Source organism: Nocardia sp. NPDC005825, from assembly GCF_040630175.1.
Classification (GTDB): Bacteria; Actinomycetota; Actinomycetes; order Mycobacteriales; family Mycobacteriaceae; genus Nocardia.
In genome coordinates this window covers 416,395-441,861 of sequence record NZ_JBEXXC010000006.1, presented here as the reverse complement: position 1 = coordinate 441,861, position 25,467 = coordinate 416,395, and the positions used below count along the sequence as shown (strand labels likewise).

General features: G+C 70.5%; 21 protein-coding genes. 12 read left to right on the top strand and 9 right to left on the bottom strand.

The genetic code is table 11. The annotated features are described in order from the left end of the window. Positions 1–2 precede the first annotated feature (2 nt). A complete protein-coding gene (locus tag ABZ382_RS19715; RefSeq protein WP_357090684.1) occupies positions 3–1,253 on the bottom strand; it encodes a TerD family protein in 1,251 nt (416 codons plus the stop codon). 57 nt (positions 1,254–1,310) lie between these two features. Beyond that, a complete protein-coding gene (locus ABZ382_RS19710; RefSeq protein ID WP_357090752.1) occupies positions 1,311–2,009 on the bottom strand; it encodes a haloacid dehalogenase type II in 699 nt (232 codons plus the stop codon). Between the two features lie 46 nt (positions 2,010–2,055). On the opposite strand from ABZ382_RS19710, the gene ABZ382_RS19705 reads away from it, so the two are divergent. Both ABZ382_RS19705 and ABZ382_RS19700 read left to right on the top strand, forming a co-directional pair. Next, on the top strand, positions 2,056–2,919 hold the full coding sequence (locus ABZ382_RS19705) for a class I SAM-dependent methyltransferase (protein ID WP_357090683.1): 864 nt from the start codon (positions 2,056–2,058) through the stop codon (positions 2,917–2,919). A gap of 146 nt (positions 2,920–3,065) precedes the next feature. Further along, on the top strand, positions 3,066–9,110 hold the full coding sequence (locus tag ABZ382_RS19700; protein ID WP_357090681.1) for an amino acid adenylation domain-containing protein: 6,045 nt from the start codon (positions 3,066–3,068) through the stop codon (positions 9,108–9,110). Positions 9,111–9,117: 7 nt separating this feature from the next. Here the strand turns inward: ABZ382_RS19700 and ABZ382_RS19695 are convergent, their stop codons facing one another. Beyond that, positions 9,118–10,158, bottom strand: a complete 1,041-nt coding sequence (locus ABZ382_RS19695; RefSeq protein ID WP_357090679.1) for an oxygenase MpaB family protein — start codon at positions 10,156–10,158, stop codon at positions 9,118–9,120. A gap of 130 nt (positions 10,159–10,288) precedes the next feature. Between ABZ382_RS19695 and ABZ382_RS19690 the strand changes: the two genes are divergently transcribed. The 5 genes from ABZ382_RS19690 to ABZ382_RS19670 all read left to right on the top strand — a co-directional run bounded on the left by ABZ382_RS19690 (position 10,289) and on the right by ABZ382_RS19670 (position 15,410). Continuing rightward, positions 10,289–11,272 (top strand): alpha/beta hydrolase, encoded by a 984-nt coding sequence (locus tag ABZ382_RS19690; RefSeq protein ID WP_357090677.1) that lies wholly within the window; start codon positions 10,289–10,291, stop codon positions 11,270–11,272. Position 11,273: 1 nt separating this feature from the next. Next, complete coding sequence (locus ABZ382_RS19685) at positions 11,274–12,173, top strand: SDR family NAD(P)-dependent oxidoreductase (protein ID WP_357090675.1); 900 nt, start codon at positions 11,274–11,276, stop codon at positions 12,171–12,173. Positions 12,174–12,189: 16 nt separating this feature from the next. After that, a complete protein-coding gene (locus tag ABZ382_RS19680) occupies positions 12,190–13,110 on the top strand; it encodes a ferritin-like domain-containing protein (protein WP_357090750.1) in 921 nt (306 codons plus the stop codon). Beyond that, positions 13,107–14,573, top strand: a complete 1,467-nt coding sequence (locus tag ABZ382_RS19675) for an NAD(P)/FAD-dependent oxidoreductase (RefSeq protein ID WP_357090673.1) — start codon at positions 13,107–13,109, stop codon at positions 14,571–14,573. Before ABZ382_RS19680 ends, ABZ382_RS19675 begins: the two co-directional genes overlap by 4 nt. 72 nt (positions 14,574–14,645) lie before the next feature. Then, positions 14,646–15,410, top strand: coding sequence for a MerR family transcriptional regulator (locus tag ABZ382_RS19670; protein ID WP_357090671.1), 765 nt, complete (start codon positions 14,646–14,648; stop codon positions 15,408–15,410). Here the strand turns inward: ABZ382_RS19670 and rplL are convergent, their stop codons facing one another. The 3 genes from rplL to ABZ382_RS19655 are packed head-to-tail and all read right to left on the bottom strand — an operon-like array spanning position 15,411 to position 16,609. Beyond that, positions 15,411–15,794: a 50S ribosomal protein L7/L12 gene (rplL, locus tag ABZ382_RS19665; RefSeq protein WP_357090670.1), complete on the bottom strand. Its 384-nt coding sequence runs from the start codon at positions 15,792–15,794 to the stop codon at positions 15,411–15,413. Positions 15,795–15,836: 42 nt separating this feature from the next. After that, complete coding sequence (locus ABZ382_RS19660; RefSeq protein WP_357090668.1) at positions 15,837–16,226, bottom strand: hotdog domain-containing protein; 390 nt, start codon at positions 16,224–16,226, stop codon at positions 15,837–15,839. Continuing rightward, the gene (locus ABZ382_RS19655) at positions 16,226–16,609 is read right to left on the bottom strand and encodes a thioesterase family protein (protein WP_357090666.1); all 384 of its coding nucleotides are present in this window, start codon (positions 16,607–16,609) and stop codon (positions 16,226–16,228) included. Before ABZ382_RS19655 ends, ABZ382_RS19660 begins: the two co-directional genes overlap by 1 nt. A gap of 114 nt (positions 16,610–16,723) precedes the next feature. Here ABZ382_RS19655 and ABZ382_RS19650 point away from each other — a divergent pair, with 114 nt between their 5' ends. The 5 genes from ABZ382_RS19650 to ABZ382_RS19630 all read left to right on the top strand — a co-directional run bounded on the left by ABZ382_RS19650 (position 16,724) and on the right by ABZ382_RS19630 (position 21,619). Continuing rightward, positions 16,724–17,701, top strand: coding sequence for a GlxA family transcriptional regulator (locus ABZ382_RS19650; RefSeq protein ID WP_357090664.1), 978 nt, complete (start codon positions 16,724–16,726; stop codon positions 17,699–17,701). Next, positions 17,698–18,429 (top strand): DJ-1/PfpI family protein, encoded by a 732-nt coding sequence (locus ABZ382_RS19645; RefSeq protein WP_357090662.1) that lies wholly within the window; start codon positions 17,698–17,700, stop codon positions 18,427–18,429. The genes ABZ382_RS19650 and ABZ382_RS19645 overlap by 4 nt, the downstream gene beginning before the upstream one ends. Positions 18,430–18,449: 20 nt before the next feature. Continuing rightward, the gene (locus ABZ382_RS19640) at positions 18,450–19,643 is read left to right on the top strand and encodes a cytochrome P450 (protein WP_357090660.1); all 1,194 of its coding nucleotides are present in this window, start codon (positions 18,450–18,452) and stop codon (positions 19,641–19,643) included. A gap of 111 nt (positions 19,644–19,754) precedes the next feature. After that, on the top strand, positions 19,755–20,759 hold the full coding sequence (locus ABZ382_RS19635; RefSeq protein ID WP_357090658.1) for a saccharopine dehydrogenase NADP-binding domain-containing protein: 1,005 nt from the start codon (positions 19,755–19,757) through the stop codon (positions 20,757–20,759). Positions 20,760–20,770: 11 nt separating this feature from the next. Continuing rightward, a complete protein-coding gene (locus ABZ382_RS19630) occupies positions 20,771–21,619 on the top strand; it encodes an NAD(P)H-binding protein (RefSeq protein WP_357090656.1) in 849 nt (282 codons plus the stop codon). A 6-nt stretch (positions 21,620–21,625) separates the two neighbouring features. Here the strand turns inward: ABZ382_RS19630 and ABZ382_RS19625 are convergent, their stop codons facing one another. The 3 genes from ABZ382_RS19625 to ABZ382_RS19615 form a co-directional block, all read right to left on the bottom strand. Beyond that, the gene (locus ABZ382_RS19625) at positions 21,626–22,807 is read right to left on the bottom strand and encodes an amidohydrolase family protein (RefSeq protein WP_357090654.1); all 1,182 of its coding nucleotides are present in this window, start codon (positions 22,805–22,807) and stop codon (positions 21,626–21,628) included. 231 nt (positions 22,808–23,038) lie between these two features. Continuing rightward, positions 23,039–23,845, bottom strand: a complete 807-nt coding sequence (locus ABZ382_RS19620) for a DUF1460 domain-containing protein (RefSeq protein ID WP_357090652.1) — start codon at positions 23,843–23,845, stop codon at positions 23,039–23,041. A gap of 33 nt (positions 23,846–23,878) precedes the next feature. After that, a complete protein-coding gene (locus tag ABZ382_RS19615) occupies positions 23,879–25,357 on the bottom strand; it encodes an AIM24 family protein (RefSeq protein ID WP_357090749.1) in 1,479 nt (492 codons plus the stop codon). Positions 25,358–25,467: the final 110 nt, after the last annotated feature.

Below are 25,467 nucleotides of genomic sequence, written 5' to 3'. Positions count from 1 at the left end.
GTTCAGTCCACGGTGATGAACCGGCCCAGCTGCGGCACCGCCTCGCCGGGGTGCTTGGCCTGGAAGCCCTCGCCGATGGCCTGCAGTTTCCATTCGCCGCCCGAGCGGAACACCTTCGCCATGGCGATGGCCGTGAACGGCATGCCGCCCGCCAGCGCGTAGCGGGCCAGCTCGGCCTGCGTGGTGTCGTCCACCAGCCGGCAGTAGGCATTGCTCACCTGCTCGAAGGTGTGGCCCTGGTAGGAGGTGACGATGAAGAGCAGCGTATTCACATGGCGCGGAATGCGACTCAGGTCGACCAGGATCACCTCGTCGTCCCCGGCCGCGCCCTCGCCGGTGAGATTGTCCCCGGAGTGCCGGATGGACCCGTCCTTCGAGATCAGCTGACCGTAGTAGGCGACGTCCACCAGGTGCCGGTCGGCGAACATGGCCACCCAGGCGTCCAGGTCGATGTTCGCGGCGCGGCGGCCGAACAGTCCGCCCTGTTTGGCCGGGTCCCAGCCCAGGCCCATGCGGATGCGGGTGAGCGCGACCCCGCCCTCCTTGCGCAGCGTGACGCGTTGGCCCTTGGACAGATTCACCGGTTTGGCACCCGAGAGCCCGCCCTCGGTCGGCTGCGGCGGATAGGGCGGAGGCGGCGGCTGGGTGCGGTCGGCCGGAGTCGGCGGGACCGGGGGCGAAGCGATCGGCGGCGGGTAGGCCGACGGGGGCGGTGGGGGAGCGACGGGTGTCGGCGCGGGCCGCGGCGCGTCCTCGACGGTCACGCCGTGATCGCGGACCAGGGCGGCGAATCCGCCCGCGTAGCCCTGTCCGACCGCCCGCACCTTCCAGGCGCCGTAGCGCCGGTACAGCTCGACCGCGATGACGATGGACTCGCTCTGCAGGTCCTCGATCTTGTACTCGTACAGCGCGTTTCCGCCCGGGTCGGAGACCACCGCGATCGGCGGGGCGATCCGCCCGAAGGTGGCCCCGGTCCCGTCGAGGGTGATGACCGCCCGGATCTGGGTGATCTCGGCGGGCACCTGCGCCAGTGAGACCGCCAGGTCGGCGGGCTGCCCGGCCACGCCGTTGCGCAGCCGCACCCCCGGACCGGTTGGTTGGTTGTAGAACACGAAGTCGTTGTCCGAGCGCACTTTCCCCTGCTCGGTCACCAGCAGCGCCGACAATTCGGCGGTGGCCGCGACCCGGACGGAGACCACCACCTCCGCCGCGGCCAGTGCGCCGTTCTGACCCTTCACCAATGTTGTGGACAAGGCCGATCCTCCCGTATCGAAAACGCCCACCTGCCACTCTAGGAGACGGGTCGGCGCTCAGCAGGCGAGCTGGTCGGCCAGATCCAGGAAATCCACGGCATTGATATCGAACTCGGCGGAGAACTCGGCATCGGCGAGCGCGGGGTCGCCGTATTCGAGTGGCCGGGCCACGAACGCGGTCCGGAAACCGAGCTCGCGCGCGGCTCGGATGTCGTACTTGTGGCTGGCCACCATCATGATCTCCGACGGCTCCAGGCCCAGGTAGCGGGCGGCCAGGCCGTAGGTGCGCGGATCCGGTTTGAACGCGCCCACCATCTCGGCGGCGAAGACGGCGTGCCAGGGGAGGTCGCCGTGGCGCGTAATCTCCACCACCGCACTGACATCGGCATTGGACAGGGTCGCGAGGGTGAATTTCGCGCGCAGGCGGCGCAGCCCGGGAACCGTATCGGGCCAGGGATCCAGGCGCGCCCAGGCGCGGGCCAGCTCGTCGCGGGCGGCGAGCTTCAGATCGATGCCCTCGGACTCGAGCAGCGGGTCGAGGGTCTTCCGGTAGATCGACGCGACGCTCACCCACCCGCTGTCCGCTGGCTGCCGGGAGGTCTCCGCGAAATAGGCCGCGCGCCAGTCGTTCACGAACGTCCCCCAGTCCTGGTCCGGGCTCAGCTCCCCGGCGGCCGCGACGGCGGCCCGCACGATGGTCGAGTGGAAGTCGGTGGCGGTTCCCTGGACATCGAACAGCAGTGCTCTAGGCCTCATCGCGTTCACGGCGAAAGCCTACGAGATCGGTTCTAGGCTGGCGGGCATGGAGATCGGTCGGGCCAGCAGAACCGCCTTGGCGACCGCGTACGCGCGCGCCTACCACCAGCTCTCGGGCGAACCACGGGTCTTCACCGATCCACTGGCGGCGAAGATCGTGGGCGTCACCGCCGAGCGGATCGCCGATCTGGACACCGCGACCCTGGACCGGCCCGGCGGCGCGGACACCCGGCAGCGGATCCGGCGCTATTTCCTCGCCGCCCGGGCGCGATTCGCCGAGGACGTGGTGGCGACCGCGGTCGCGGCGGGAACCGGGCAGGTGGTGATCCTCGGCGCGGGGCTCGACACCTTCGGATACCGCAATCCCTATGAGGGGCTGCGCGTATTCGAGGTCGATCACCCGGACACCCAGAACTGGAAGCGCGACATGCTCGCGCGGGCCGGGATCGACATCCCCGAGTCGCTCACGTTCGTGCCGGTGGATTTCGAAACCGACACGCTGGCAGCGGGTTTGGCCGCCGCCGGATTCGACCGCGAGCGGTCCGCGGTGTTCGTCTGGCTCGGCGTGGTCATGTACCTGACCCGGCCCGCCATCGAGGACACCCTGCGTTTCATCGCCGGACAAGGGCGGCCGGTGCACCTGGTCCTGGACTACCTGAGCAGCGGCACCACCGACGCGGAACGCGCGTCCGTCCGCGAGCGAGCCGCCCGGATCGCCGCCATCAACGAGCCCTGGCTCAGCTACTTCGAGCACGAGGACATCGAGGCGCTGCTGCGGTCCTGCGGCTTCGACACCGTCGAGGCGCGGCCGCTGGCGGAGCTGTTCACCGACTACCTCGGCGAGCCGCTCGCGGGCCTGCCCGTCCGCCGCCGGCCCGCGCCGCTGCTGCACGCCGCCGCCGGGGCGTGAGCCGCCGCACTCACCCGTTTGCCCGGCATTTGCGCTGGTAGCCCCGGCGCGGGGGTGCTCGACCGATGTATTGCCCGATCGGCTCCGGACCGGTAATCAGTTCGCTCGGGTGGGTACGCGAGTCGAGGCTTTGAAGGTAGGAACCGGTGACCGTCGATCTTCCCGCGGCACGCCGGGCGCCGGGTCCCGGCGGCCGAAGACGGGTCCAGACGCTGCCGCGGCTGCTGGCCGCAGCGGTCGAGAGCAGACCGGACGGCATCGCCCTGCGCGCGGGCGGACGCTCGCTCACCTATGCCCGGCTCGACGCCTACTCCACCCGGGTGGCCCGGCTGCTCATCGCCCGCGGACTCGGTCCCGGCGACCGCGTGGTGCTGGCGCTGCCCCGCTCGGCCGAGGCCGTCGTCGCGGTCTGGGCGGTCGCCAAATCCGGGGCGGCGTTCGTGCCCGTCGACCCCGCCTACCCGCCGGACCGGGTCGCGCACATGCTCGCCGACGCGGGCGCGGCCTGCGGACTCACCCTCACCGCCACCCGCGAGCGGCTCGGTGACGGGCTCGACTGGCTCGAACTCGATGCCCCGGACTGCCGCGCCGCACTGGCCGACATCTCGGCCGAACCGCTGCATTACACCGACCGCACCCGCCGGGTGCACGGCGACGACATCGCCTATGTCATCTACACCTCCGGGTCGACGGGCCTCCCGAAGGGCGTCGCGGTCACCCACACCGGATTGGCCGGGCTCTGCGGCGAACTCACCCGCCGCTTCCGGGTCGCCCCGGATTCCCGCACCCTGCACTTCGCGTCGCCCAGCTTCGACGCGGCCGTGCTGGAACTCCTGCTGGCCGTCGGCTCGGCGGCCACGATGGTCGTCGCGCCCGCCGACTGCTACGGCGGCGGCGAACTCGCGGAGCTGCTGCGAGCCGAGCGGGTGACCCACGCTTTCCTCACCCCGGCCGCGCTGGCCGGGATCGATGCCTCGAATTTGCCGGACCTCGCGGTCGTGGTCGCGGGCGGGGAGGAGTGCCCGCCCGATCTGGTGGCCCGCTGGTCACCGGGGCGCGGGTTCTTCAATCTGTACGGACCCACCGAGACCACCGTCGCCGCGACCATCAGCGACCCGCTCACCGGCGCCGACACCGTCACCATCGGCGGACCCATGCCCGGCGTGACCGCCCTGGTGCTCGACGCCCGGCTGCGGCCGGTGCCGACCGCCGTGGCCGGTGAGCTCTACCTGGCCGGGCCGGGGCTCGCGCGCGGCTATCACCGGCGGGCCGGGCTGACCGCCGCGCGCTTCGTGCCGCACCCGAACGGCAAGGGGGAGCGCGTCTATCGCACCGGAGACCTGGTGCGATGGGTGCTCGACCGGGACGGGGCGCCGGGACTGCAATACCTGGGGCGCACCGACTCCCAGGTGCAGATCCGCGGCATCCGGGTGGAACTCGACGAAGTCGACGCGGTGCTGTTCGCCCACGAATCCGTCGCTTTCGCGACCACGCTGGTGCGACGGCTGCCCAGTGGCGTCGATGGGCCCGTGTCGTACGTGGTGCCCGTGCCCGGAGCCGCTATCGATGCCGCCGCGCTGACCGACCGTGCGCGGCGCCAGCTTCCGCGTCACGCGGTGCCGGCCGCCATCACGGTGCTCGACAGCCTTCCGCTGACCCCGTCCGGGAAGCTGGATCGCGACGCGCTGCCCGAGCCGGTCTTCGCCGCCCGGCCGAACCGGCGGGCCCTGACCGCGACCGAGCGGGAGGTGGCCGCGGCATTCACGGAGCTGCTCGGTGTCGCGCGAGTGGGAGCGGTCGACGACTTCTTCGATCTCGGCGGAAACTCCTTGCTCGCTACGAGATTGGCGGGCCGGCTGGGAGTGGGCCGGGCCGTGCGGGTGCCCGTGCCGCTGGTGTTCGAGCATTCGACCGTCGCGGCGCTGGCGGCGGCCGTCGATGGGCTCGGCACCGGTGATCGGCCCGTGCTGACCTCGGCCCGGCGGCCGGGGCGGGTCCCGCTGTCGCTCGCGCAGCAGCGCATGTGGTTCCTGGCGCGCTTGGATCCGGAGTCGGCGGCCTACAACATTCCGTTCGCGCTGCGGCTGACCGGGGAACTCGACGTGGCCGCGCTCGCGTGGGCCCTGCGGGACCTGGTCGAACGGCACGAGGCCCTGCGGACCGTCTACCCCGAGGACGGTGGCGACGGATACCAGGACATCCGCCCGGCGGACGCCGTGCCGATCGACCCGATCGCGGCCGACGTGACCGAGTCCGGACTGCGGGGCGAACTGATCGCCTTGGCGGGCAAGGGATTCGATGTCACCGCCGAGGTTCCGCTGCGGCTGCGGCTGTTCCGGATCGCGGAGCAGGATCATGTGCTGGGGGTGGTCATCCACCATCTGGCCGCCGACGGCTTCTCCATGGTCCCCTTGACCCGCGACCTCATCACCGCCTACGCCGCTCGTACCCGCGGCGTCGCCCCGGACTGGGCGCCGCTGCGGGTGCAATACGCCGATTACGCGGTGTGGCAGCGCGAATTACTGGGCGCGGCAGACGATCCCGGCTCGCTCCACGCCGAACAGCTCGATCACTGGCAGGCCGTGCTCACGGGATTGCCGCCCCTGCTGGACCTGCCCGTCGACCGTCCCCGCCCGGCGGTCGCCTCGCACCGCGGTGCGGCACAGCACTTCCGGGTGGACTCGTCCCTGCATCGGGCTCTGGAGGAGTTGGCCCGCTCCCGGGGCGTCTCGCTGTTCATGGTGGTGCACGCCGCGCTCGCTGTCGTCCTGGCGCGGCTGGCCGGAGTGGACGATGTGGCCGTGGGCGCACCGGTGGCGGGCCGCGGGGAACCCGAACTCGACGACGTCGTGGGCATGTTCGTCAATACCCTGGTGCTGCGCACCCGCATCGACCCGGCCGAGCACTTCACCGACCTGCTGGACCGGGTGCGTGACACCGACCTGGCCGCTTTCGCGCATGCCGAGCTGCCCTTCGAACGGCTGGTGGCCGCACTGGATCCACCCCGCGCCCAGGCCCATCACCCGCTGTTCCAGGTGGCGTTGTCATTCCAGAATTTCGGCGACCAGGTGCTGCGACTGCCGGGGCTCACCGTCACCGGAGTCGATCTCGGCGAGACGGTGTCACCGCTGGACCTCCAGCTCACCGTGGTGCCGCAGCAGGATGCCGAAGGTATTGCGGGACTGCGCTGTTCGTGGCGGTACGCCACCGACCTGTTCGACGAGAGCACGATCGTCCGGCTCGGCGCGCGGGTGGTCGCCGTGCTCGCCGCCGTCGCCGCCGATCAGCACACGACCGTCGGCGACCTGCCCTTCACCGATCCTGCCGAACTCGCGGCCCTGCCGACGACGGGTCCGCGGCGAGAGGTATCGCAGAGGTTCCTGTTCAGTGGATTCACCGATCGGGCAGTGCGCACTCCCGAACTGGTGGCGGTGACCGGTGACGGCATCGCGCTGACGTACGGCGAACTCTTCGAGCGGTCGAACAGGTTGGCGCGCAAGCTGATCGCCTCGGGCGTCGGACCCGGCACGGTGGTCGGTGCGGCCGTGCGTCCCGGACCCGATCTCGTGATCTGCCTCTACGCCATCGTGCAGGCCGGCGGCGCGTACCTGCCGATCGACCCCGACCAGCCCGGCCAACGCACCGCCGATCTGCTCGCCACGGCGGAGCCTGTCTGCGTCGTGACCGCCGATCTCGTGAAGGCCACTGAGCTGGAGAGCTTCTCACCCGCACCGATCACGGACGCCGACCGGTCGCGTCCACTGCGCGAACAGGACCTCGCGTACCTGCTCTTCACCTCCGGTTCCACGGGCCGCCCGAAAGGCGTCGGCATCTCCCACGCCGCCATGGCCAACCACATCGCCTTCCTCGCCACCGAATACGGGCTGTCCGAAAGCGATACCTACATCCAGCTGGTGCCGAGCACGTTCGACGCCTCCCTCATCGGCTACACCGCCCCGCTCGCCGTGGGCGGTCACCTGGTGGTCCCGTCGACCGCTCGCCGCACCGATCCGGACCACCTGGCGGACCTCCTGATCCGGCATCGAGTGACGTCTTTCCTCACGGTCCCGTCCCTGCTGCGAGCGCTGCTGGAGTTCGCGCTCGACGGCACGCTGTCCGGCCTGCGGGTGGTGTGGGTCGGCGGCGAGCCCCTGCCCGCCGAGCTGATCGCGCGGTTCCGGGCCGCGAGCCCGGCCCGGCTGCACAATCTCTACGGGCCCACCGAGGCGACCATCTCCATCACCGGAACCGAGGTGACCGACCACGACGGCGGACCGATCTCCATCGGTGCGCCGCACTGGAATTCGCGCGCCTACGTGCTCGACGCCCGCCTGCACCCGGTGCCGCCCGGCACGCCCGGGGAACTGTACGTCGCGGGCACGCAGCTCGCCCGCGGCTACCTCGGCCGCGCCGCGGGCACCGCCGACCGCTTCGTCGCCGACCCCGTCGGCGGGGTGGGGGAGCGCATGTACCGCACCGGCGACCTGGTCCGGCGTACCCACGATGGTGGGCTGGAATACCTGGGCCGCACCGACTTCCAGCTCAAACTGCGGGGCCAGCGGCTGGAGCCGGGGGAGGTGGAGGCCGCGCTGCGCGCCCACCCGGACGTGGCCGAAGCCGTGGTCGCTATCCGCCGGGACCGGCTCGTCGGATACCTGCGCGCCGTCTCCGGTGCCACACCGTGCCCGGACGAGGTGCTGGTAGCGGCCCGAAAGCGGCTGCCCGGCTACATGATTCCCTCGGAACTCGTCGTTCTGGATGCCTTCCCGCTCGGCTCGACGGGCAAGCTGGACCGCGCCGCTCTCCCAGACCCGGAACCGTCGTCGCGGGCCTACACCGCGCCGGAAACAGCCGACGAACACGCGGTCGCGGACGTCTTCGGCGCCGAACTGTGCGCCGAGAAGGTCGGACGTGACGACGACTTCTTCGCCCTGGGGGGAAACTCCCTGTCCGCCATCCGGGTCCGTGCCGCACTGGCCGACCGGCTCGGCCTTCCGGTGCCCCTCGCGTACCTGTTCGCCCACCCGCGCGTCCGCGATCTGGCCGCCGCGCTGCGGGCGGAGACAACCATGGTCGGCGCCGGACCGGACCCGGTGGCGGACGCCGTGCTGGATCCGGAGATCACCGCGGCCGGTCTCCCACCCCGGCGTCCGGGGTCGCGGTCGGCGGTACTGCTCACCGGCGCAACGGGTTTCCTCGGCAGCTTCCTGCTCCGGGAGCTGCTCGAACGAACCTCCGCCACCATCCACTGCCTCACCCGCGCACCCGGCGTCTCCGAGGCCCGCCGCCGCATCGTCGCCGATGCGGACCGCTTCGGCGTCGACCTCGTCCCGCATATCGGTCGAATAGTTCCTGTCCCAGGCGATCTCGCGCAGCCCGGTCTCGGCCTGAGCGGGAACGAGTTCACCGACCTGGCCGAGCGGATCGACGCGATCTACCACAATGGCGCGCTCGTCAACCACCTCGAACCGTATGCCCGCATGCGCGCCGCCAATGTCACCGGCACCGCCGAGATCCTGCGGCTGGCCGCCAGCCACCACCTCACACCGGTTCATTACGTCTCCACGGCCTCGATCTCGAACGGTCCGCTCCCGGACGGTGTGCCCGGCTATATCGCCACGAAATGGGTGGGGGAACAGCTGGTTCGAGCCGCCGCCGAGCGCGGTGTGCCGGCCCGCGTCTACCGCCCCGGCCTCATCACCGGTGATTCCCGGTGCGGCGCGGCCGGGGCCGACGACGCCTGGTGGACGATGCTGCGCGCCATGCTGGTCCTCGGCCTCGTCCCCGAGCTGCCCGATGCCGAGGTCGCCATGGTGCCCGTCGATCAGGTCGCCGCCGCGATCGTCTCCGCGGCCCGGAAACCGGTCGCGCCCGGTGAGGTCGAGACCGTCACCCTGCTGCCCGCTCGGACGGTGTCCCTCGCCACCGTGCGAGACGAAATCCTGTATCACGGTTACCGTCTCGCCCCGGTGGCTCCGGCGGACTTCGCCGCCGCCCTGCTCGCGGCGGCCGAACGGCCGGACGCCGACGCCCGTTTGGTGCGCGCCGCCGCCCTCAGCGTCAACTATTCGGCCGAGGTCACCGGCATGGCCGCGCGCGATCCCCGTGCGGCCTGTGCCGGAGTCGATCGCCCCATCCTGGCCCGCTACCTCGACTACTACGTGAAGACCGGGTTCCTGCCCCCGCCGTGACCATCCGCTAGTCGGCGGGCAGGTGCAGCTTGGTGTAGAGCGCGCCGGGGGTGCTCACCTGCCAGCGGGTGAACGCCTCCGCCGGGGTCAGCGTCCGCGGGTCGCGCGCGGGGATCCGGCGCAGGAACGGCGCGGCGATCGGGGCGGTCGACGGCGAAAGCCATGCCAGCAGCGCCAGTTGCAGCCGCCCGCTCTTGGCGAGGGTCCAGAAGACCGGCTTGGCGAGCAGCCGCACCAGCAGGTCGGCCGCGCGTGACTGATGGATGTCGGCCAGCCCGCGCTGCCAGTGCGGCAGGGTCGCGATGGTGGCGGTGCGCAGGAACTTGTTGGCCACCCAGGCGAACGGGCCCAGCCGTCCCAGCAGCGGTGGATACATGACCCGGGCATTGAGCAGGTGGTCCATCATCTGCTGGGTGACTTCGCTGGCGGCCAGCCGCGGCCGGACGCGTTCGAAGTAGACGCGGACGTCCTCGCGGGTGCGCGGCACCCGGTCGGGATCGCAGGTCTGCAGTTCGGCGGCGATCGCGCACTCGGTCCAGAACCGGCGTTCCTCGGCGTCGGAGAGCGGGCCGGGCCCGAACTGCTCGTAGACGTACAGGATCGAGTGCCACGCGGTGAGATGGATCCACAGCTGTGACTCGGGATCATTGGCGTCGTAGGGCAATCCGGAGACCGGTTCGATGCCGACGCCGGTCTTGGCGTGGATCCGCATCAGCACCGATGACGCCTTCACCGCGGTCCGGGTGTCACCGAACAGCACGGTGGTGAAGTAGGCCAGCGTGTGGTCGTAGCGGGTTCTGGCCTGGCTGTACACCTTTCCGGTGTGCTGGACCGAGGCGACCAGGAACGGGTCCAGTTCCTCGATGACCACGGCGCGCTGGAATCCGACCGACAGTGAGGTCGGGTAGCCCCACACCTTCCAGGTCATCGAGCCGGGGCCGAAGAAGCCATGGTCCGCGGCGGGTTCGACCGGAGCCGTCAACCAGGCGAGCGGTCTGGTCCGCGCGCCTCCCGGCTCACCGCCCGTCGACAACCGATCGACCGTCATAGCCGAAAAGTACCAGGTCGCAGGGTCTCGCTGTGACAGGGCTCACTATACAGATGACTAGGTCGTTACTAATGTGCCATTGACAACTGGCGCATTGAATCGCGATGCTGTGCCCATGAGGACGAGGTCAATGGCGACCTTCCCGCCGGCGGCGGTCCCCACCCGGGCGGCGACGCGGACGCGACTCGCGGCCGCGGCGTCGGTGGTGGGGGTACGCCGGGTCAATGGGTGGTTGCCGAACAATCGAATCGGGATCGAGGCCGGGCGCGCGCTCATCGCCGCGATCATGGCGGCCGGCGGGCCCACCCCGGCGGGGACCTCGGTCACCCCGGTGCGCTCCGGCGGCGTCCGCGGCGAATGGGTCCGGGCCGCCGGTGTACGGCACGGTGATCGGGCCGTCTACTACCTGCACGGCAGCGGCTACGTGGTGTGCTCGGCCAAGACCCATCGCGGACTCGCGGCCCGGCTGTCCAAGGCCACCGGGCTGCCGGTGTTCGTGGTGGATTACCGGCTCGCGCCCGAGCACCCGTTCCCCGCGGCCGCCGACGATGCCGCGGCGGGTTACCGGTGGCTGCTCGAACACGGGTATCGCGCAAGCGATCTGGTGATCGGCGGCGACTCGGCGGGCTGCCATCTGACCCTGGACCTGCTGCTGCAGAACGCGATCGACGGTACCGCGCAGCCCGCGGGCGCGTTCATGTTCTCCCCGCTCATGGATCCCACCCTGGCCCTCGCCGAACGCCGCGACCGGGTGCTGCCCGATCCCATGGCCCCCGCGCGCACCGGGCGGCGGCTCATCGAGCTGTACACCGCCGCCGAGCCCGCCGATTCGCCGCGACTGCGGCTGACCATTCCGGCCGGGACCGTGCTGCCGCCGCTGTTCGTACAGGCCAGCGCGGGGGAGATGCTCGCCGACGACGCCCGCCACCTGCGTGACATGGCCGCCGCGGCGGGCGTGCCGTGCGAACTGGAACTGTGGCCCGGGCGCATCCACGTCTTCCAGGCCCTGCCGCTGCTGGTGCCCGAGGCCGAGCCCGCCCTGCGGCGCGCCGCCGGGTTCGTGACCTCGGCACTGGCGCAATCGGATTCGACCATCGGAAAGCGGGTGGGCTGACATGTGGCCGATCGACGAGGTGATGTTCGCATTGGGCGGCACGCGCCGCTCCCAGCGCGCGAAGGCCGTGGTGACCGGCGCGGGCAGCGGGATCGGGCGCGCGTTCGCGCTCGAGCTCGCCGCGCGCGGCGGTGAGGTCGTGTGCGCGGACATCGACAAGGACCGCGCGGACGAGACCGTGCGACTCATCGAGCGCACCCACGGGCGGCCCGCCCACGCGGTGTTCTGCGACGTGTCCCGGCGCGAGGACGTGGAGAGCCTGGCGCTGCACGCGGAACTGCTGTTCGGCGGCGCGCCGACATTGGTGATCAATAACGCGGGCGTCGGCATCGGCGGAAAACCGGTGGGCGACATCGGGTTCGGCGACTGGGAATGGGCGCTCGGCATCAACCTGTGGGGTGTCGTGCACGGTTGCGAGATCTTCGCACCCCAGCTGCGTGCGGCTGGACGCGGCGGCATCATCAATGTGGCCTCGGCCGCGGGTTTCGCGGCCGCGCCCGGCATGGCCGCCTACAACGTGTCCAAGGCGGCGGTGGTGTCGCTGTCGGAGACCATGGCCGCCGAGCTGGCGGGCAGCGGGGTCACGGTCACCGCGCTGTGCCCGACCTTCGTGCGCACCAATGTGGTGACCGACGGCCGGATCACCTCGGGCTCTTCCCGATTGGCGGACGGGCTCATGCGCTGGACCGGGTTCTCGCCCGAGTCGGTGGCCCGCACCACCCTCGACGCCCACGACCGGGGCGCGCTGTATGTGCTGCCGCAGCTGGACGCCCGCGTGGTCTGGCACCTCAAGCGGCACTTCCCGGCCCTCTACACCCAGGCCCTCGGCGTCCTGAATCGCGTCCTGCCGCAGCAGGATGCGGCAGCGACCGGCACGAATCTCCAGAAGACAGGAGTCTGACATGTCCGCGAAAACCATCTCCTTCGACTTCGACATGATGCTGGCCAAGATCAAGTCCAAGCAGTGGGCGCTGGCCGACATCGACTGGGACGCACCGGGCGCCGAGCTCATCGACCCGGCCCTGCACGCCAAACTGAAGCCGTTCATGGCCGATCTCATGTGGATCGAGAACGTCGGCGCGCGCGGCTTCGCGGCCATGGCCAAGAAGGCCCCGACGCCCACGCTGGCCGAGATCTACCGCTACTTCCACGCCGAGGAACAGCGGCACGCCAATGCCGAGCTGGCGCTCATGCGCCGCTGGGGCATGCTCGAGGGCGACGAGATCCCCGAGCCCAATATCAATGTCAAGCTGGTCATCGACTTCCTGGACAAGTACTCCGACGGCATGTCGCTGTCCTTCCTGGGCACCGTCATCCCCATGCTCGAGGTGGCCCTCGACGGCGCGCTGATCAAGTTCGTCACCGACGAGATCGCCGACCCGGTCGCCCAGGAGGTCTTCAAGAAGATCAACAATGACGAATCCCGGCACCTGGCCACCGATTACGCGGTCATGGAGCTGCTCGGCCACGCCAGCGCCCGCAAGCTGGCCATCGACCTGGTGGGCGGCTGGATCAAGCCGTCGCTGTTCATCGGGCTGCTCAGCTACATCCCGCTGCTGAACAAGATGCGCGACAATATCGTCGACATGGGCGTGAGCGAGGAGAAGCTCTACGCCGCCATGGCCCGCTTCAAACAGGTCGGCGAGCGCGCGCCGATCGTGAACCGGCTGCCCATGTACCGGTTCGTGAAGATGCACTCCGACTGGGTGGTCAACCGCGAGCACCCGTATCACCTGTTCGCGGACGCCATGGTCAAGGTCACCGGGGCCATCCCGGACCGCCTGCTGCCCACGCAGCCGACCTGGTCCAAGGAACTCACCTACGAGCCCGTCGCATGAGCGCCGTGAGCAAGCCGCTGGACGTGGCGATCATCGGGGCCGGATTCGCGGGCATCGGCGCGGCCATCCGCCTGCGGCAGAAGGGGATCGCCGACTTCGCGGTCTTCGAGCGCGGCGACCGGGTGGGCGGCACCTGGCGCGACAACACCTATCCGGGCGCGGCCTGCGACATTCCGTCGCGGCTGTACTCCTACAGCTTCGCGCCCAACCCGGACTGGTCGCGGACCTACTCCGGCAGCGCGGAGATCCTCGGCTACATCGACACCATGGTCGCGGATTCGGGCATCGCCCCGCACATCCGCTTCGGGCACACCGTGACCGGCATCGTGTTCGACGACGAGACCGGGCTGTGGACGCTGTCGTTCGGCGCGGGGCGGCGGAAAGTGCGGGCGCGCACCGTGATCCTCGCCTCCGGCCCGTTGTCCAATGCCGGGTTCCCGGATATCGCGGGCATCGACGAGTACGAGGGCCACAAGATCCACAGCGCCCGCTGGGATCACGACTACGACTTCACCGGCAAGAAGGTGGCCGTGGTCGGCACCGGCGCGAGTGCCGTGCAAATCATTCCGGAGTTGGTGAAGCAGGCCGCCTCGGTGAAGGTCTTCCAGCGCACGCCCGGCTGGGTGCTGCCGCGGGTGAACCGGCGCACCAACGGCCTCACCAAACAGGTCTACCGGCAGCTGCCCCTCACCCAGTCGCTGGCCCGCGAAGCCTGGTTCTGGGGCCACGAGTCGGTGGCGCTAGGCGTGGTGTGGAATACGCCGCTGACCCGGGTCGTCGAATCGGTCGCCTTGATGCACCTGCGTTCCCAGGTGCGTGATCCGTGGCTGCGGCGGCAGCTCACCCCCGATTTCCGGGCGGGCTGCAAGCGGCTGTTGATGAGCAGCGAGTACTACCCGGCCCTGCAAGCCGACAACTGCAAGCTCATCACCTGGCCGATCGCGGAACTGTCCGCGCACGGCATCCGCACCGCCGAGGGCATCGAGCACCGCTTCGACTGCATCGTGTTCGCCACCGGGTTCGAGGTGTCCAAGCAGGGTTCGCCGATTCCGGTGACCGGGCGCGGTGGCCGGGTGCTGGCCGACGAATGGCGCGGCGGCGCGTACGCGTTCAAGAGCGTCACGGTGGCCGGATACCCCAACCTGTTCCTCACCTTCGGGCCGAACTCGGGCCCGGGCCACAATTCGGCGCTGGTCTACATGGAGGCGCAGATCGAATACCTCACCGACGCCATCAAGATCGTGCTCGACCGCGGGCTGCGCACGCTCGAGGCCCGGCAGGATCGGCAGGACCGCTACAACCGCGGCCTGCAGCGCCGGCTGACCGCCACCACCTGGAACTCCGGGTGCAGCAGCTGGTATCTCACCGAGGACGGGTTCAACGCCACCATGTACCCGGGATTCGGCAGCCAGTACGCCCGGCAGCTGGCCAGGGTGGATCTGGCGGATTTCCACCTGCGCTAGGGTTCAGAACGGCTGCGCCGATGTTCCGGCGGAGCCAGGGGGTCGCCGGCGGAAGGGACGGGAACAGGACGAATGGCGGAGTACCGCATCGACGATCTCGCCCAGGCCGCCGGCACCACGTCGCGCAATGTGCGCGCGTATCAGGAGAAGGGGCTGCTGCCCACGCCCACCCGCCGCAGCGGGCGCGCGCTCATCTACGACGACACCCACCTGGCCCGGCTGCGCATCATCGACGCGCTGCTGCAACGCGGGTTCACCATCGCCCACATCGCCGACTTCATCACCAGCTGGGAGACCGGCAAGGATCTCACCGAGATCCTCGGGCTGCAGAGCGCGGTCACCGACACCTGGGGCAAAGCCGAAGAGCCGGTGGCGATCCCGCGCGAACTGGTGGACACCTTCTTCGGCGACACCGAGGAGCACCAGGTCGACACCGACCAGCTGGACCGGCTCGAACAGCTCGGCATGGTGCGCCTGCGCGACGACACCGTCGAGCTCACCCGGCCCGAACTGCTCGGCATCTTCGCCGATCTCAGCTCCTACGGGTTCGGGTTGCCCGCGCTCATCGACCTGCACGCCGCCATGGCCGAGCGACTCGAATCGATCGCCCGGCTCATGGTGGTGGCGGCCAAGGACCACATCGTGGCCGCGCACGGGCCCGGCTGGATGCCCGAGACCGATGCCGAGATCGCCGAAACCGCCGGCATGCTCGAGCATTTCCGCGAACTCGGAATCCGCTCGGTGCACGACAGCCTCGATCGAGCCCTCGACAAGGTGCTGCGAGCCGAGCTCGGCGAGTACCTGGAGGCGGCGGCGCGCCGCCACGCGAAGGAGTGATCAGCGCAGGGCGGCGCGGGCGCCGGCCGCCTCGAGCTTGATCCGCGCGGCCTCGGCGGCGTCCTTGTCGACCTTCTCCAGCACCGCCTTCGGCGCTGCCTCGACCAGGTCCTTGGCCTCCTTGAGACCCAGCCCCGGGATGATCTCCCGCATGGCCTTGATGACCTGAATCTTCTTGTCCCCGAAGGATTCCAGGACGAGATCGAATTCGTCCTGTTCGTCGGCCGCCTCCGCCGGCGTCGAATCCGCGGCGACTTGGACGGCCACCGGGGGCGCGGCGCTGACGCCGAACTCCTCCTCGAACGCCTTCAGGAACTCCGAAAGTTCCAGCAGCGTCATACCTTTGAACACGTCGAGCAATTCGACGACGGTCATCTTGGCCATGATGTAACCCCTTGCAACGCTGACCAGGCGATACAAGTAATTCTAAGCGCCGGGGACCGCCAAGGTCATCAGATATTCGCGCTCCCCGCGTGTCAGCGGGCGTGGCGCGCCGTCGGCGATGGCGACCAGGGTGGAAGTCGCGAAGAGATAAAGGAATTCGCCGTCGCGCACCTCGTGCCGCAGGGTGAACGAGGTGGTGCCGACCTTCTCCACCATGGAGGTCACGGTCACCGGCGCGGCCCGGAAGACCAGCGGCATACGGTAGCTCAGCCGCTGACCCGCCACCACCACCCGCCACGGACCGCCGTCGGAGTCGTAGCGGTCCAGCAGATCCGCGCGGGCCTCGTCGAGGTACTGGGCGAAGACCACATTGTTGAGATGCTGCTGCGCGTCCATATCGGTGCGGCGCAACTGGATGTCGTAGGTGTGCATCAGGCCTCCAGGTCCTTCAGGAGCACGCGCTGGTCCTCGGGCAGCGCGCGGGACCGCTGGGTCTCCTGGTCGAAGGCGACCATCGTGCACACCGCCGTCGAATACACCACGTCGTCGTCGCGGATCTCCTGCTCCAACACGAACGAGGAGGTGCCGACCCGGCTCACCCAGGTCTCGATCCGCACCGGATCGGGCCGGTATCGCAGCGGCGTCAGATAGTCGATATCCATCTGCGCGACCACGTTCGCCCCGCCGAACCCCTTCTTCCAGAACAGATCGATCCGGGATTCCTCGAGGTAGCGCAAATGCGCGGCATTGTGCACGTGCCCGTCGGCGTCCATATCGGACCACCGCAGCGGGCACCGGAAAAGGTGTCGGGCCACCCCGCATTCATATCAAGCGGGCGGCGACGGCAACCTCGCGGCCATCGCGGCGATGGCCGAATCTGCAAGAGTCGTGTCGTTGACGCCGTCGCCCGCGGGCCGCAGGCTGAGGGCATGCGGGTGGTGCTGATCGTGGTGTTCGACGGGTTCCAGCTGACCGATCTGGCCGGGCCCGCGGACGTCTTCTCCGGGGCCGCTGCCCTGCTCGGCGACGGCGGCGGCTACCGGGTCGAACTGGCCGCGGCGCGGTCCGGTCCGGTGCGGTCCTCGTGCGGCATCGAGGTGACCGCGCGGCACGGGCTCGACACCTGGACCGGACCGCTGGACCTGCTGCTGGTGGTGGGCGGGCTGGCCTTCTGGGCGGCGTCCGGCGACGCCGAACTGGTGGCCGGGATCCGCCGGGTGGCCGCGGCGGCCGACCGGGTGGGCTCGGTCTGCTCGGGCACCTTCCTGCTGGCCCGCGCCGGACTCCTGGACGGCCGCCGCGCCACCACCCACTGGGCGGGCGGCGAGCTGCTGGCCCAGCAGTTCCCGGCCATCACCACCGAACCCGACCGCATCTACGTGCGCGACGGCCCGATCTGGACCTCGGCCGGGGTGACCGCGGGCATCGACCTGGCCCTGGCCATCGTGGCCGCCGACCACGGACCCGAGCTGGCCCGCGAAGTAGCGCGCTGGATGGTGGTGTACCTGCATCGGCCCGGCGGCCAGAGCCAGTTCAGCGCACCGCTCACGGGCAATTCGCCCCGGCGCGATCCGCTGCGCGAACTCCAGGTGTGGATGGAGGAGCATCCGGCCGCGGACCTGTCGCTGCCCGCGCTGGCCCTGCGGGTCGGTATGAGCACGCGGCACTTCTCCCGCGTCTTCACGGGCGAGACCGGCACCACGCCCGCCCGCTACGTGGAGCGGGTGCGGATCGCCGCCGCCCGGCGTCTGCTCGAGACCACCGACCAGCCCATGGACCGGGTCGCCGCCGCGGTCGGACTGGGCAGCCCCGAGACCCTGTACCGCATCTTCCACCGCCACCTGGGCATCCCCCCGGGCGAGTACCGCGCCCGATTCAAGAACTCCGAAGGAGAGCGTGTCTCATGACATTCCAGATCGCCATCGTGCTCTATCCCGGCATGACCGTGCTGGACGTGGTCGGACCCTACGAGGTGCTGCGCGGCATCCCCGACAGCGAGATCCGTTTCGTCGCCGGGGAAGTCGGCCCGGTGGTGGCCGACAGCGGGGTGCTGGCGCTGGGCGCGACCCACACCTTCGCCGAGACGCCCGCACCCGATCTGGTGCTCGTCGGCGGCGGGGAACAGGGCACCACCGGCGCGATGGCCGACCGGGAGCTCATCGACTGGCTGCGGGCGGTGCACCCGAAGACGCAGTGGACCACCTCGGTCTGCACCGGATCGCTGATCCTGGCCGCCGCCGACATCCTGCGTGGTCAGCCCGCCACCACCCACTGGCTCGGCCAGCCCGCGCTCGCGCCCTTCGGCGCCGAGTCGCGTCCGCACGACCGCATCGTGCACAGCGGCAAGATCGTCACGGCCGCAGGCGTTTCCGCGGGCATCGACCTCGGGCTGTGGCTGGTCGGCCGGATCGCGGGGGAGGAGCGGGCGCAGATGACCCAGCTCTACATCGAGTACGACCCGCACCCGCCGTACGACACCGGCCACCCCGACAAGGTGAGCCCCGAGCTGCTGCGCAAGACACGCCTGCTCGCCACCAAACGATCGGCCAAGCCGCGGGTGCCGCTGGAGGTGGCCACCGCCGTGTGGCGGCTGACCCTCAACCGCATGCGGGATCGGGCCGCCGCCAAACGCTGATTTCCCGTACCGTCGGAAGGGTGACCGAGCTGCTCGGCGATCACTTCTTCGCCAATCCGTATGCGTACTACCGGCTTTGGCGTGAGGACGGGCCGGTGCTGCGGGTGCGGTTCGGGGACGGCGTGGAACGCTGGCTCGTCATCGGCTACGAGGAGGCGCGCGCCGCGCTCGCGGATCCGCGGCTGCGCAAGGACATCGACCTGCTCGAGTCGGTGATCGCCCGCAAGCACGCCGGGCCCTGGGAGGGGCCGCGCACCCACGACGGGCTGCGGCACATGCTCAACGCCGACCCGCCCGACCACACCCGGTTGCGGCGGGCGGTCTCGCAGGCGTTCACCGCGCGGCGGGTCGCGGCGCTGCAACCGGTCATCGAGCAGACGGCGCGAGAACTGCTGGACGCCATGGCCGATCACGACGAGGTGGATCTGCTGCGGGCCTTCGCGGTACCGCTGCCCGTCGCGATCATCTGCCACCTGCTGGATGTGGACATCGAGGACCAGGGCACCTTCCGGGAATGGACCAAGGCGCTGGTCGGCACCCTGGAACCCGGGGTTGACCCGGCCCGGGCGCACAACGAGATGGTGGCCTTCCTGCGGGACCTGCTGCGGCGCAAACGGGCCGAGCCGGGCGAGGACCTGCTCTCCGCGCTGGTCACCGACGCCGACGCCCGCCTCGACGAGGGCGAACTGATCGGGATGGCCCTGCTGCTCCTGGTCGCCGGACACGAGACCACGGTGAACCTGATCGGCAACGGCATGCTGGCGCTGCTGCGCGACCGGCCCTGGCTGGACCGGCTGTGCGCGGCCCCGGAACTGATCCCCGCCGCCGTCGAGGAATTCCTGCGCTTCGACGGACCCGTGGACCTGGCCACGCTGCGGTTCACCGCCGAGCCGATCACGGTGGGCGACACCGTCATCCCCGCGGGCGAACTGGTCCTGGTGGCACTGGCCGCGGGCAATCGGGACCCGCGTCACTTCACCGACCCGCACCGCCTGGATCCGCTCGCCGACCATGTCGCGCACCTGGGCTTCGGCCACGGCGTGCACTACTGCGTCGGCGCGCCGCTGGCCCGGCTCGAGGCCCGGGTCGCGTTCACCCAACTGCTGGACCGGTTCCCGGACATCGAACTGGCCGTGGACGATTCCGAGCTGCGCTGGCACCCGAACCCGGTGATCCGCGGCCTGAAGCGACTGCCGGTGCGGCTGCGGAAGTAGATCCGGGGCAAGAATTTCCGGCCCGTGAGCGATGAATTTCGGGCGGCGGTGAGGTCTATACCTGTGAACAGACGTTCGAGTTCACCGTCGAGTCAGAAGAGTTGATCTTTCATGACCGTATTCGCCATCTACGGGGCCACCGGTCACACCGGCCGCCTCGTTGCCGCCGACCTCATCGCACGAGGGAAGGAAGTGGTCGTGTCCGGGCGCGATCCGGATGCTCTCGCCGCCCTGGGCCCCGCGCGGGTCATGCCCGCCGCGCTCGATGATCCGGCGGCCTTGCGGGCGCTGGCCGAGGCCGCCGACGTGATCATCCACTGCGCGGGGCCCTTCGCCACCACCGGACTGCCCGTGGCCACCGCCGCCGTCGAGGGCGGCTGCCACTATGTCGACCACGCCGTGGAGGTGCACCACGTGAAGCGGCTGTTCGACGACTTCACCGAACCCGCCCAGCGGGCCGGGATCACCATGCTGCCGAGTGTGAGTTTCTATGGGGGACTGGGTGATCTGCTCGCCGGGGCCGTCGCGCGCGGGGTATCCGGCATCGACCGGATCACCGTGGCCTACCACGTCACCAACTGGATGATGACCCACGGCGCGGTGGAGACCGCGCGACTGCTGTTCGCCGACACCGACCGCATCGGCTACGAGGACGGGCAGCCCCGATACGGATTCGTGGAACCGCGGCAGGCGATCTTCGCGTTCCCGCCGCCGGTCGGGCCGCGGCCCATGATCGCGCCGGTGCCGTTCCCCGAAGCCGTCACCGTGCCCCGGCACACCCGCACGAAAGCGGTGGAGGCGCAACTGACCGCGCACACCTTCGCCGAGGACCAGGCTTTCACCAGCGAGCAGGTGGAACCGGCCGCCCGCGCCGACAGCCGTTTCATGATCGCCGCCCAGGTGCTCGCCTCCGGCGGCTCCGGGTCCGGGACGCTGACCGGGCGAGACCTGTGGTCGGCCGCCGCGCTGGCCTCGGTGGAGGCGGCGGTGCGGCTCACCGAGGGCGCCGCCAAGAGCGGAGTCGCCAGTCCCGCCGAGGCTTTTGAGGCCGTCGGATTCCTGCGGGATCTCGCCGCGCGTGGGGCCTTCGAACTCCGGTTGCCGGAACACGCGTGAGGAGCGCGACCATGGAACCGATTCTCGTCACCGGCGCGGCCGGGGGCAGTCAGGGCGGCACCGGCCGACGCGTCGCCGAGACCCTGGTGCGTGCGGGCCTGCCGGTGCGCGCCTTCGTGCACCGCGACGACGGCCGCGCGGCCGAGCTGAAGGACCTGGGCGCGGAGGTGGTCACGGGCGATCTGCGCGAGATCAGCTCCGTGACACCCGCTCTCCAGGGCGTGCGCCGGGCCTACTTCACCTACCCGGTGACCGCCGGAATGCTGGACGCCACCGCGGTTCTCGCGGCCGTCGGCAAGCGGGCCGGGCTGGAGCGGGTGGTCGCCACCTCCCAGCTCGGCTCCGATCCGCAGGCGGGCACCCCGCACATGCGCCGGCACTGGGTGGCCGAACAGGTCCTCGACAATGCCGGGATCGGCGCGGTGCACCTGCGGGCCGCGGTGTTCTTCGAGAACCTGCGGGTGGCCATCGGGGATCGGGGTGAGCTGGCGCTGCCGCTCGGCTCACCCGACACCGTGCTGCCGCTCATCGCGGGCGCGGACGTGGCGGGCGTCGGGGCCGGGGTGCTGCGCACCGCGGGCCCGGTCGATCCGGTGCTGTGGCTGGCCGGGGAGATCATGACCGTCGGTGAGGCCGCCGAAATACTCGGCGTCCCTTACCGGAACGTGGATCCGGCCGAATGGTCCGCGTGGGCGCTGACGGTGTACCGCGACGAAGTGGCCGTGGAACACCTGACCCACCTGTGGACCATGTTCGCGGCCATCGGTTCCGGGCACGAGCTGTTCCGGGTCACCGAATCCATCGAGCGCTTCACCGGGCGGCCGCCGATCACCCTGCGGGAGTTCACTGCCGGGGGCTGAGGCCGGTCAGGCCAGCCAGCGTCCGCGCCGCAGTACCCGGCGCAGGCCCAGCTGGTCGTCGAGCACCACGGCGTCGGCGTACATGCCGGGACGCAGGTCGCCGACGTCGTCGAGGCCCGCCGCGTCCGCGGGGGTCGAGGTGACGGCGGCGACCGCGTCGTAGAGCGGGACGCCGCAGTCGCGCACCGCCCAGCGCAGGCAGTGCAACAGCGTCGCGGTGCCGCCCGCCAGCGAGCCGCCCGGCACCCGCGCCACCCCGTCGGTGACGGTGACCGGGCGTGGGCCCAGCCGGTACTGGCCATCCGGCATGCCCGCCGCCTGGGTGGCGTCGGTGACCAGCACCACCCGGTCGGGGGCGGTGGCGAAAACGAGTGCGCCGAAACCGGAGTCGACGTGCACGCCGTCGCCGATCACCTCCACGAACGCCTGCCGCTGGGCCGCCGCCACCAGGCCCGCCGCCACCGGGCCGGGTGCGCGGTGGTGCAGTGGTGGCATGCCGTTGGCGAGATGGGTGACCAGGGTGCCGCAGCCCTGCGGGCTCAGCGCCGCCCGGAAGCGGGCGAAACTCGAATCACTGTGCCCGACCGCCACCACCACGCCGCTGTCGGCCAATTGTTTGGCGGCGGTATCGAATCCGGGGCGCTCGGGGGCCAGGGTCATGACCCGCAGTTGACCGTCGGTGGCATGCAGGAGACGGTCGATGAGCTCCGGGTCGGGATCGGTCAGATAGCCGAGATCGTGTGCGCCGCAGCGGGTCCGCGACAGGAAGGGGCCCTCGATGTGGACACCCGCGATCACGCCGTCCGCGGCGAGCCGGCGCAGCATGGCCGCCTGCGCCACCATGGTGTCGGGTGCCGCGGTCACGATGCTGGCGAGCACGCTCGTCGAGCCGCGCCGATGATGGAAGGCCGCGGCCTCCTTCGCCTCGGTCGCGTCCTCGGTGTCGAAGCGATACCCGAACCCGCCGTGCGTGTGGATGTCCACCAGGCCCGGCACCACCGTGCCCGCGTACACCGGCGGCAATTCCCGGTGCGTGGTGGCCCATTCGGTGGCGGGCCGGACCGCGGCCACTCGCTCGCCCCGCACGGTGATGACGCCGTCCTCGAGCACGCCCGCGCGGGTCACCACGCGGCCGCGCAGTTCCAGGCCCCGCCGCCCGCTCGCCAGACCCGTTGCCGCGTCAGCCATCACGCCACACCCATCAGCTCAGAATGACCGATCGCGGGACGGTGCGCGGGTGTTCGGTCCTGTCGATTTCCTGTTCAAACGAATCACATTCGGCCGGTCGCCGCGTTAGATTCGAGAGATACCAATCGTTCGGCCCGGAAATTCCGCTCTCGGCAACACTTTCGATTCAGCAGACGGCGAATTGAGGGGCGTCGCCTGCTCCCGCACCCGCTGAATCGGGCGCCACCCGATTCAGATGGGGCGCAGCACCACCAGGCCCGGGACTGTGGTCAGATACCGGGTCAACGGGGTGTCGACGACCTGCTCGTTCGCGGCCAGTGAGGACGCATTGCGGAACATCGGCCCGTTCGGGGTGTCGATGAGAATGCCCACGTGGGTGACGTCCAGGCCCGCCTCATCGGTGTACGCGCCCAGGAAATCGCCGGTGCGAAGTTGTCCGATCACCGAATTGTCGACCGCCGCGGCCGGCACGAAAGTGATGTCGCGATCCACCACCGGCAGGCCCGGGAGATAGTTGCCGCCATCGGCTTTCGCGTTCAGATGCTTGGTAACGGTGACCGCGGCGGGGGTGAGGCCGCGCGTGATATCGGTGGCGGCCGTGCGGTTCACCGCCGCCCAATCGGTGAAGAAGTGCTTGCGGCTGGTGAATTCCACCCGGGAATCCGCGTAGCGGGTGGCCACCAGGTTCTGCACGAACTGGGCGCGGTCGGCCGAACGGCTCAGCGCGTCCACGTAATCGAGGTAGGTGAAGCAGTCGACCCGGCGGAAGTCGACCACCAGCTGCTCGGCCCGGGTCGCCGAACCGATCAGCATGTTCGCCCCGTACGGGGTGCCCAGGAAGCGGCCGGACAGCTGCGCGATCGCCTCGGTCCGCGCGCCCGGGATCGAGTTGCGCAGCGCGAGCAGCTCGTCCAACTGCCGGGAGGTGGACTCGTCCAACGCCGGTTCGGCCGGCCCGGCCAGCGCCTGCGACGGCGGCAGCGCCAACGCCGAAACCAGCGTGACCAGCATCAGCAGCAGCCGGGTCAGTGTGCGCACGAGCCCTCCCTCGGAACGAGACTGCCCCCGACGCTACCCCAGCAGCCCGCCGAGCAGGCCGCCCTGCTGTCCGGCTTCCTGCCCGCCGCCGGTCCCGCCGATGAATCCGCCCGGCGGCAGCTCCGACGGCTGCACGATCACGAAACCGCGACCCGAGAACGAGAGTGTCAGGCCCTCCCCGGTGCTGCGGCCGATCAGGCGGGCGAAACCCATGGAGTCGTTGCGCTTGATCCCGGTCTGCAGGCTCGACGACCAGGCCACCGCCGCCTGCGGGTCCGCGTAGGTCGGCTGATCGACGTTCAGCACCACCGGCTGGCCGTGCGTGGTGATGGCGATCCGGCCGCGACCGGTGAACACGCAGTTGAAGAACCCGGCGTTGCTGGCATAACCGGCCGCGCCCTGCACCCGCTGGATGTTGTAGGACAGCGAGGAATCGAAGGCCAGCACGTTCGCGCCGTTGATGGTCAGTCCGTCGGTGCCGTCCAGATCCACCACGTGCACATCGGCGGCGGCATTGGCCAGGAACAGATCCCCGCGCCCCTGCACCTGCATGAGCGGCACGCCCTCACCGGTCAGCCGCTGCTGGATGGCCCGCCCGATCCCGCCGGACCCGAGCGCCTTGAACCGCAGATCACCCTGATAGGCCACCATCGACCCGGCCCGCGCCAGCGTCTCCCCGTCCACCGCGACGCGAATCATCTTGCCGCCCTGCTTCTGGATGCCGAGACCGCTGACCTCGGCGTGTTGCGGATTGAACAGCTCGCTCTGCACGGGCGGAACTCCTTGTGATGCGGGGGGATTCGGAACGGGGGCCGCGGGCGGATACGCGGGCGGCGAGAAGGACTGCGGGGCAGCGGTCATCGGCTGCGGGGGCGGCATCGGCTGCTGGTAGGGCTGCGGCGGCTGCTGATAGGACGGCGCGGGCTGCTGGTAAGGCTGCGCGGGCATGGTGGGCGGCGGGATCTGCTGCGGCGACGGGTTGGGCTGCGTCGGCAGGTAACCCGCGGGCTGGGGCGGCGCCACGAAGCCGGCCGCCGGGGGAGCCGGCGCGGGTTCGGGCTCGTCGTCGATATTGACCCCGAACGCCGCGGCGAGACCCGCGAGCCCGTCGTCGTACCCCTGGCCGACGGCGCGCACCTTCCAGCCGTCCCCGCGCCGGTAGATCTCGACGCACACGACGGCGGCCTCGCTGGTCAGACCGTTCATCGGGAATGTCAGTGTCCCCGCCTCGGATCCGATGGTGGCGGTCAGCGAGCCGGCCGCACCGGCGAAGGTGGCGGGCCCGCTGCCGTCGAGGCTGGCGGTGATGGCGATCTTGTCCACGTCGGCGGGCAGCGCGGCGGTGATCACGTCGACCATGTCGCCCGCGCCGCGGCCGTGCCGGTACACCACGCCGGGACCCACCGGCTGGTTGAAGAAGATGAAGTCACCGTCGGACCTGACCCGCCCGTCCGCGCCCAGGAGCAGCGCGGACACATCGACCGCGACGGAGCAGGTGACGGTGACCGTCATCCGGTCGGCGGGCGCGGGCCGGTTCTCGCCGCGCGCGAGGGCGGTCACCGGTGTCCTCCGCGGTGGGCGCGGACCCGTTCGGGCGATAGACGATTCACGGCATCCAGTGT